The sequence below is a fragment of the Pseudomonas sp. 91RF genome, assembly GCF_003576265.1.
In the GTDB taxonomy this organism is placed as follows: Bacteria; Pseudomonadota; Gammaproteobacteria; order Pseudomonadales; family Pseudomonadaceae; genus Aquipseudomonas; species Aquipseudomonas kribbensis.
On sequence record NZ_QWFC01000012.1, the window covers coordinates 99656 to 108356 of the forward strand.

6 protein-coding genes are annotated in these 8701 nt (G+C 60.5%); 3 read left to right on the plus strand and 3 right to left on the minus strand.

What is annotated here, in order from left to right:
• The first annotated feature begins 44 nt into the window (after positions 1-44).
• From mksB to mksF, 3 genes are read left to right on the plus strand one after another with little or no spacing between them, the layout of a single operon-like run.
• Entirely contained in the window at positions 45-1325 is a 1281-nt protein-coding gene (gene mksB / locus DXT77_RS02580; RefSeq protein WP_162803512.1) for an Mks condensin complex protein MksB, read from the plus strand.
• On the plus strand, positions 1315-2016 hold the full coding sequence (mksE, locus tag DXT77_RS02585) for an Mks condensin complex protein MksE (RefSeq protein ID WP_119426510.1): 702 nt from the start codon (positions 1315-1317) through the stop codon (positions 2014-2016). Before mksB ends, mksE begins: the two co-directional genes overlap by 11 nt.
• Positions 2013-4853, plus strand: coding sequence for an Mks condensin complex protein MksF (gene mksF, locus DXT77_RS02590; RefSeq protein WP_085709263.1), 2841 nt, complete (start codon positions 2013-2015; stop codon positions 4851-4853). The genes mksE and mksF overlap by 4 nt, the downstream gene beginning before the upstream one ends.
• Before the next feature lie 67 nt (positions 4854-4920).
• Here the strand turns inward: mksF and DXT77_RS02595 are convergent, their stop codons facing one another.
• The 3 genes from DXT77_RS02595 to DXT77_RS02605 are packed head-to-tail and all read right to left on the minus strand — an operon-like array spanning position 4921 to position 8486.
• Positions 4921-7224 carry an intermembrane transport protein PqiB gene (locus DXT77_RS02595; protein ID WP_119426511.1) on the minus strand — a complete coding sequence of 768 codons (2304 nt, stop codon included), beginning with the start codon at positions 7222-7224 and terminating at the stop codon, positions 4921-4923.
• Positions 7217-7840 carry a paraquat-inducible protein A gene (locus tag DXT77_RS02600; protein WP_085709261.1) on the minus strand — a complete coding sequence of 208 codons (624 nt, stop codon included), beginning with the start codon at positions 7838-7840 and terminating at the stop codon, positions 7217-7219. The genes DXT77_RS02595 and DXT77_RS02600 overlap by 8 nt, the downstream gene beginning before the upstream one ends.
• Entirely contained in the window at positions 7827-8486 is a 660-nt protein-coding gene (locus DXT77_RS02605) for a paraquat-inducible protein A (protein WP_119426512.1), read from the minus strand. Before DXT77_RS02605 ends, DXT77_RS02600 begins: the two co-directional genes overlap by 14 nt.
• Positions 8487-8701 lie beyond the last annotated feature (215 nt).

The window sequence follows — 8701 nt, forward strand, 5'->3', positions numbered from 1 at the left end:
CAGTACAATCGCGGCTTTTAATCGCCAACCAGCCGGCCATTCCGATGATCGAACCCAAGCGCGTCTTGCGCGCCCTCGCTGAACACTGGGCACTTCTGGAGCCACTGTGCGAGCACTTCGACCAGGGCACCCTGAGCCTCAACGAACTGCGCACGCAACTGGCCGCCCAACAACTGGAAAGCACGCCGCAGGACATCACCAGCCTGCTCGACGTGTGGATTCGCCTCGACATTCTGGTTCCCGTGGCGAAAAGCCCGAACCGTTTTGAGCTCAACGCGCAAATCCATGACTTCCTCGCCTACCTGCGCCGGGAACACCGTCTGGGCCTGTGCCTGGAGATCGAAGCCTACCTGCGTCACCTCGAGCGTCTGGCCGGCTACATTCAGGATGCGTTCGACATCCGTGACGGCAATGACCTGGCCCGTCAGTTGCGCCTGCTCGACATGCGTGTGCGTGACGTCCTGAAGAAACTCGACAACGACGAACAGGCGCTGGTGGCGGTGGCCGAACGGGCCAAGACCAGCGACCGGCAAATCCCCCTGCGTCAGCGTTACGCCGAAGTACTGGCGACCTGGGACGAATACGTCGAACCGATGATCGATCTGGTGAACGCCGACGGCGCCTTCGAACAAGGCGTGCGCAAGGTCGAAACCGTGTTGTTGAAGATGCTCAGCGAACAGCAGCGCCTCGGCCATCTGGTCGATGACGACATGCTGCTGCGCACCCACGCGCGCATCCTCGAAATGCAGACCAGCGCCCAGTTGACCCTGCGTCACGCCCGGGAACTGCTGCTGCCGCTGCGTGAAGAAGCGCGCCGGCACAACGCCGTAACCCGTGGTGCTGCGCTGGCGCTGGCGGCGATCCGCCGCAAAGGCATCGACGCCGTGCCGCAAGCCGCGATGCCGCTGTTCACCCGGCCGCAAAGCACCTTCCTCGGCAGCGCCAGTCAGGTTGAAGCCTACGTCTACGCCCTGGCCCGTTTCGAGCCGAAACCGGCGCGCTTCCCCAAGGCGCACAAGTCGCAAAAGACGGGCGATGCTCCGCGCGCACCGCGCACCGTGCGCGAAATGGTCGACCGCTGCGAAGAGTCCCTGCCGATGCCGGATCTGATGACCTGGCTGCTGGAACAGGAACCGGACGGCGCCACCGACGAATTGCTGTACTGGTTCTCGCGCCTGTCGCGGGAAAAACGCTTCAAGCGCGAGCGTCTGGAACGCCGCGAATACCATACTCACGAGCACCAGGTCAGCCTGCGCTCCTTCGCCCTGCTCTCGGCCCGCGATCCCGCCGCCGAGGATTCTGCGAGCACTCCACATGCATCTTGATCTCTCCGAACTGTCTCAACTGGCGCCGATCTTCCGCGAACTGTTCAAGGGCTACCACGTCAGCCGCCGCGACCCTGAACTGTATGCGCAGCTGTCGAACTTCCAGGATCAGTACCGCACGCTGTTCAAGGCCCTGGGTTTCGAACTGGTCTGCGATACCCGTGGCTTCTACTACTTCGTGCCGGACATGGCTGCTGCAGCGGTAAACAAGACCGCCCAGCGTCTGGCGCTGTTCACCTTCATCCTTGTCGAGCACCTGGCTGACCAGGGCCGCGACCCGATCGCCGTACTGGACGGCGGCAGCCTCGGCCGCGACGAACTGCCATCGCTGCTGGAAAAGTACCGCGACCTGTTCATCCAGGCCGAAGTGCAGACCGTTGATGAGCTCGAAGAGAAAATCATGCGCCGCATGACTCAGCTCGGCTTCGCCGGCGAAGAAAACGGTGTGTACCGCTTCCTGCCGCCGATGCACCGCTTCCTCGACGTGTGCCTGTCGGTGCAGCAGGACCGCGATCTGGCGGCCAGCGTCCACAGCGTGCTGCCGCTGCCGGCGCCGGTGCTGATCGACGAAGAGGCCGAAGCCCGAATGCTGGAAACCGACGATCCGCTAGACCTGACCGAGTTTGAAGAAGAAAGCGAAGAAGACGCACTGGCCCGCGCCATTGCCGAAGAACAGGAGTCCGACGCATGAGCCAGGAACGCTACGGCATCCGCCGCTTTGCCCTTTTGAACACCGCCGGCTACAGCCTCGGCCTGTTCCCGCTGGAAGAACCGCTGTCGGTCTACGGCGCGAATAACCTCGGTAAATCCGCCTCGATCAACGCCTTGCAGTTCCCGATTCTGGCGCGCATGTCGGACATGAGTTTCGGCAAGTACAGCCTGGAACAGTCCCGGCGTTTCTACTTTGCCTCCGACACCAGCTACATTCTTGTCGAAGTGAACCTGCCCCACGGCCCGCACGTGATCGGCGTGGTCGGTCGCGGTCCCGGCGGTGGTTTCGGTCACCAGTTCTTCGCCTATGCCGGCAAGCTCGATCTGGCCCACTACCAGAAAAACGATACCTGCCTGCGCCAGAAAGAGCTGTTCAGCAACCTTGAGAAGGAAGGCTTGAAAGCCTACGAACTCAAACCTGACGAGCTGCGTCGTTTGCTGGTCGGCGGTCATACGTCGATCCCGCTGGATCTGACCCTGATTCCGCTGCGCTCCACCAGCGAGCAGAGCCTGAAGACTTTCCGCGCACTGTTCATCAACCTGCTGCACATGCGTGAAATCACCGCCGCCAAGCTCAAACAGCTGTTCCTCGATGCCTTCGAACACAGCCTGCGTTCCGGCAGCGTCGACTACATCGCCGCGTGCGAAGAAGCCTTCCGCGATGTGCGTCGCATGGAACAGGACTACAACTCGCTGGTGGCTGCCGGTCCGTTGGTCGAAGCCTTGGCCAACGGCGTGAAACAGCGCGACGTGCTGCGCGGCAAGCTGCATCGCCTGTCGCCATTGCTCGACTCGTTGCTCGGCACCTGGTCGGACTACGCCACGGCGCGCAAGGAAGAGCTGACCATTCAGGCCGAGCACTACCGTCGCGAACAGGACGACCTGCAGAACGACCAGCGCGGCGGCACTCAGGAGCTGATGCGTCTGGAGCGGGAAATCTCCGGCATCCAGCGCTGGCTGGGTGAGTTGTCGGTACTGAAGAATCGCTTTGCGCTGATCGATGACGTGAAAGTGCTCGAGCAGCAACTGCTCGCCGCCAAGGACGCTCACGACGAACTCGCCGGTGCACTGGCGCAGTCTCGTCAGTTCAGTGCCGAGGATCTCGAAGAACGCCTGCGGGATCTGGAAAAACGCCTTAAGTCGGTGAAGCAGCAACTCGATCACGCCGACAACAACAGTTACGCCCGCCTGCGCGAAGAGTTTTCGCAACAGGATGTCGAGCGCCTGATGCGTCTGTTCAACAGCGCGCTGTTCAGCCTGCCGCTGGGTGAACACGGCATCACCCTCGACGAGGACGGCGAATGGGTGAAATCGGTCGAGCTGATCCTCGACGGCTTCAAGGGCGAGCGTTTCGAAGTGCCGGGCCTGTCGATCGACATCTCGCACATCGAGCCGCCGGCCCTGCAAGCGCTGGCCGACCGTGCCGCGCTGCGCGATCAGAAAGAGCGTCTGGAAAAAGAACTCAAGCAACTGAAAACCCAACAAGCCGTGGCCGCCGACCGCGCCGCGAGCAAGACCCAGACCGAAGCGCTGTACCAGCAGGTGCTGGATGCGCAGAAAGCGCTGGAAGATTTCCGTCGAACCCAGACCCTGAGCGCCGAAGAAGGCGACAAGCTGGAGCAACTGGCGCAGATGGAAGCCGCGCAGGACGAACTCAAGCGCTCCAGCGATGCGTTCACCGAGCGCGTCCAGCAACTGTCCGCCAAGCTGCAACTGGTCGGCCGGCAGATCGCCGACATGGAAGCCAAGCAGCGCACCCTCGACGACGCCCTGCGTCGCCGTCAGTTGCTGCCGGCAGACCTGCCGTTCGGCACGCCGTTCATGGATCCGGTCGACGATTCCATGGACAACCTGCTACCGCTGCTCAACGACTATCAGGACAGCTGGCAAGGCCTGCTGCGTGCCGATGGCCAGATCGAAGCGCTCTACGCGCAAGTGCGCCTCAAGGGCGTGGCCAAGTTCGACAGCGAAGACGACATGGAGCGACGCCTGTCGCTGCTGATCAACGCTTATGCCCACCGTACCGACGAAGCCCTGACCCTGGGCAAGGCCCGTCGCGCGGCGGTCACCGATATTGCGCGGACCCTGCGCAATATCCGCAGCGACTACGACAGCCTCGAGCACCAACTGGCGCTGTTCAACCGCGAAATCAACAAGCGTCAGGTGTCCAACCTGCAGAGCTTCCGCATCGTCCTGGCGCCGAACAAGGAAGCGCTCAAGCACATCGACCAGATCATCCACAGCGCCGGTCAGTACGAAGAAGGCGAAACCCTGTCGGTGTTCGACCTGAGCCAGAGCGCCGAGCAGGACAACAAGAACGAAGAGGCCAAGGAATACCTGGCGCGGCTGGTGGCGGCGAACCACAACCAGCTCGGCCTAAAGGACTTGTTCGAACTGGCGTTCGAGATCACCAAGGTCAACGGCCAGCCGGTTATCCACACCGACATCGATGGCGCGGCGTCCAACGGCACCACGATGACCATCAAGGCGCTGACCAACATGTATTTGTTGCTGCACCTGATGGATCGCGATCTGGCCGGTCGCGTACGCCTGCCGTACTACCTCGACGAAGCGGCGGACATCGACGAAAGGAACCAGGCGGCGTTGCTGGAAACCAGCCTCCAGCTGGGCTTCGTGCCGATTCTGGCGAGCGTGAAGCCGCAGGTCTGCGCCAGTGTCGCTATTGACCTGGAAGGCGGCAGCGGCCCGGCCGGCATCTACATCGACGAGGCGGACTGGAAGTACATCCGCCGCCACGATGTGGTGAAAGCCACGATCAATGTCGAAGCGGATGAACCGGAGCTGGATGCGGTTTGATGCGTAGCTGACGGGCACAAAAAAGGGCCGCGATCCATTGGATCGCGGCCCTTTTCATTGGGCGGGATTATTTGCCGAGGGGGATTTTCGGCGCCCAGGTCAGCCACTCGTCTTCGAACTTGTCGAACAGCGGGAATGTCTGCTCGGCGCGGGCCGGGTTGCCCATCCGCTCGCCGTCCGGTGTGGCGAAGGCGATACCGCCCTGAATCGCCGTTTCGAGGGACTCGGTGCGCACGGTCAGGCCATTGAACAAGCCGATGTCGAACCCGACACCGCTGGTGTTCCAGAAGCGGCTGCCACTGCGTACCAGTGGCGCGTATTTCGGCTCGATCAGGATGTGCACCAGAACGCGATCCGCTGTCTGGCCCAGTTCGTAACCAGTGACTTTACCCACCGTAATTTCGCGATAGGTCACCGGCACGCCAGGCTTCAACGAACCACGACGGGCGGCGCTCAATACCAGACTGAGGCCGGCCTCTTGTTTGCTCACTTCCGGCGGATTGGCCAGTGCCACGAAGTTCTTCTGCGGGCCGAGGCTCTTCGCCGCCGGCTGAACTTCGATGTACTGCCCCGTGACCAGGGTTTCCAGATTCGAGGTCTTGATCAGCCCCAGTTCCGGCTTGACCACCCAGAACTGACTGCCGACCCGGGCAATCTTCTCCGGCACTTCGGTGATGCGTGCGGTGAGGATCACCGATTGCAGATCATCGGTCAGGTCGACGCTTTCAATCTTGCCGACATCCAGTCCCTTGAAACGAACCGGCGTGCCGCTGCGCAAGCCGTCAGCGCGGTCCACCTTGATGGTCACCACCTCGCCCTTCTGATTCGCGTCATCATGATTGGCGAACAGGCGGAAGCGTGGAATCCGCTTCTGCAGCGGCGCCTTGGCTTGCGGCGTTTCGAAGGCGATGCCGCCGGCCATCAAGGTCTGCAAGGATTCGCTCTTGACCTGTATCCCGCCAGTCAGACCGCCGGTCAGTGTGATGCCGCTGACGTTCCAGAACCGGGTCGAGGCGTTGACCAGGTTTTCGTATTCCTTCTCGATGTGGACGCCGATCACCAGTTGCTTCCGGGTCTTGGAGAATTGATAACTCTGCACCGAGCCGACCTTGACCTGTTTGTAGAGAATCGGACTGCCGACCTCGATCGAACCGAGGCTGTCGGTGAACAGCACCAGGTGCAGGCCCGGCGCCTTCAGATCCAGAGGCGGCGCTTTTGGCCGTGCCTCGAACTCGCGTTGCGGTGCACCGCCCTTGTCGCCTGGGCGCACGGCGATGTAGTTACCTTTGACCAACGCTTCCAGACCGGTGATGCCGGCAAGGGAAATCGACGGTTTGACCACCCAGAACTGAGTACCGGTGACCAGATATTCTTCGGCCAATGGATCGAGGGTCAGTTCGGCGGTGGCGCTGGACAGATCAGGATCGATCTTCAGGGCTTTGAGATTACCGACCTGAATGCCCTTGTACATCACCGGCGTACGCCCGGCCTGCAGACCTTCGAAATCGCTGAGTTTGACCTTCACGCGGATACCGGCGGCGGCCGCATCGAAGTCTTCGTACAGGCGGAATGGCAAGCTCGGATCGGTGGGCGGGCTGTCCTTGCGATTCTCTGGCGTGGCGAAAGCAATACCACCCGCGACAATGCTGGCCAGGGACTCGCTGCGTACTTTCACTCCGGACAGGTTGGCGTCGATGCTGATGCCGCTGGCGTTCCAGAAACGCGTGTGTTTGCGCACGAGTTTTGCGTAGGTCGGCTCGATGAACACCTTGAGTTCGACGGTGCTCTGGTCTTCCGACAGCACGTAACTTTTGATCTGGCCGACTTTGATCTGCTTGTAGAACACCGGGCTACCACGGTTCAGCGAACCCAGGCGATCAGCCTTGATCGTCAGGTGCAGCCCGGGTTTGGAGTCCGACAGCGGCGGCTCTTCGGCCAGAGCCTTGAACTTGCGGGTCGGCTCGCCTTCGCCCGGGCTGATCGCGACATAGTTGCCCGACACCAGGGTTTCCAGACCAGTGATACCGGCCAGGGTTACGCTCGGTTTGACTAGCCAGAAGCGGGTGCTGGTCTTCAGGTATTGATCGACATCCTTGTTCATCTCGATGGTGGCGATCACGCCTTTGGTACCACCTTCGTCATCGAGCTTGAGGACTTTGACCTTACCGACAGACATGCCTTTGTAGACCACTTCGGTCTTGTTGGCCTGGATGCCTTCACCACTTTCGAAACGCACCTGAATCTCGATGCCGGTTTCGTTGTAGGCACGCCATCCCAGCCATCCGCCGATGATCAGGGCAATCAGGGGCAGTACCCAAATGGCAGACCAGTTTGAAGCCGGTCGGGTTTTCGCTACAGGCAAATCAGTCATGGTCGGCGTCCGACTCCGTGTTATCCCAAATCAGTCGGGGATCGAAAGTGACAGCGGCGAGCATCGTCAGAATCACCACACTGGCGAAGGCGATGGCGCCCAGATTGGCTTCGACGCTGGCTAGCCGGCCGAAGTTGACGACCGCCACCAGAATGGCGATCACGAAAATGTCGAGCATCGACCAGCGACCGATGAACTCGATGAAGCGGTACATCCAGATTCGCTGACGCGCAGACAACGGCTGACGGCGCTGTACCGAAAACAGCAGCAACGCGATACCCACCAGCTTGAAGGTCGGCACCAGAATGCTGGCGATGAACACCACGGCAGCAATCGGAATCATGCCGTGCTGCACCAACTGGATGACGCCGGACATGATCGTGCTCGGATCACCCTGGCCCAGCGAACTGACCGTCATGATCGGCAGGACGTTGGCCGGAATGTAGACGATCGCGGCCGTGATCAGCAGCGCCCAGGTTCGCGCGAGGCTATTGGGCCGTCGGGCGTGAACCAGCGCACCGCATCGGGTGCAGGTCTGCACGTCGCTGTCGGCATCCTGCTTGTTCAGTTCGTGGCATTCGGTACAGATCAGAATGCCCGCATCAATCGCCCGCATGGGCATCCTCTCCTGATAACGCCTGCCAGATCTGGTGCGGTGACATCACCACTTCGAGCCAGACCTGAACCAATAACAAACCGATGAAACATGCCAGACCGAGACCGACGGTGATGGCCGCCATGTCCGCCAGTTTGACGATCGCCACCAGGACGCCCATGAGGTAGACCTCAAGCATGCCCCAGTCTCTGAGGTGGTGATAAATGCGGTAGAGCAACAGGCCGTAGCAACGACCGATGTTGAAACGGATGGTCAGCAACACGATCAACTGACACAGCAGTTTCAGCAGTGGGATCGCCATGCTGCACAGGAATACGACGACTGAAACACCGCGCATATCGGTATTGAACAGACCGACAACGCCGCTCCAGACAGTGTCCTGCGACGATTGCCCGAGAACATTGAGCTGCATGATGGGTAAAAAGTTCGCCGGCACATAGAGCAACAGTGCGGCAATGACCAGGGCAAGACTACGCTGCACCACGTTATGACGGTGTGCATATAGTTCGTAACCGCAGCGTGGGCAGAGGGCTTTTTCGCCGTGAGCAAGCTTGGGCTTGCGCATCAGCAAGTCGCACTCATGGCAGGCCACCAAGTCATCCAGCGGTAAATCTGACAGCCCGGGGGCGTCAACCGAATCTGACATAAGGGCTCTGGCTCCGAAAAAGATGGGGTCTATTCTAGTGTTCTGATTCGAAAATAACTGTGCAAATTTGTTCGCTGTTGCCGGCAAAAAACTTTCCTGCGGGCAAAACAAAACCCCAACTGCTTTCGCAATTGGGGTTTCGGAATTTAATCTTGACGATGACCTACTCTCACATGGGGAAACCCCACACTACCATCGGCGATGCATCGTTTCAC

What these genes read in the sequence shown, in the direction of transcription:
- DXT77_RS02605 (WP_119426512.1), bottom strand. Translation starts at nt 8,486, where the DNA reads ATGTCAGATTCGGTTGACGCCCCCGGGCTGTCAGATTTACCGCTGGAT.
- DXT77_RS02595 (WP_119426511.1), bottom strand. Translation starts at nt 7,224, where the DNA reads ATGACTGATTTGCCTGTAGCGAAAACCCGACCGGCTTCAAACTGGTCT.
- mksF (WP_085709263.1), top strand. Translation starts at nt 2,013, where the DNA reads ATGAGCCAGGAACGCTACGGCATCCGCCGCTTTGCCCTTTTGAACACC.
- mksB (WP_162803512.1), top strand. Translation starts at nt 45, where the DNA reads ATGATCGAACCCAAGCGCGTCTTGCGCGCCCTCGCTGAACACTGGGCA.
- mksE (WP_119426510.1), top strand. Translation starts at nt 1,315, where the DNA reads ATGCATCTTGATCTCTCCGAACTGTCTCAACTGGCGCCGATCTTCCGC.
- DXT77_RS02600 (WP_085709261.1), bottom strand. Translation starts at nt 7,840, where the DNA reads ATGCGGGCGATTGATGCGGGCATTCTGATCTGTACCGAATGCCACGAA.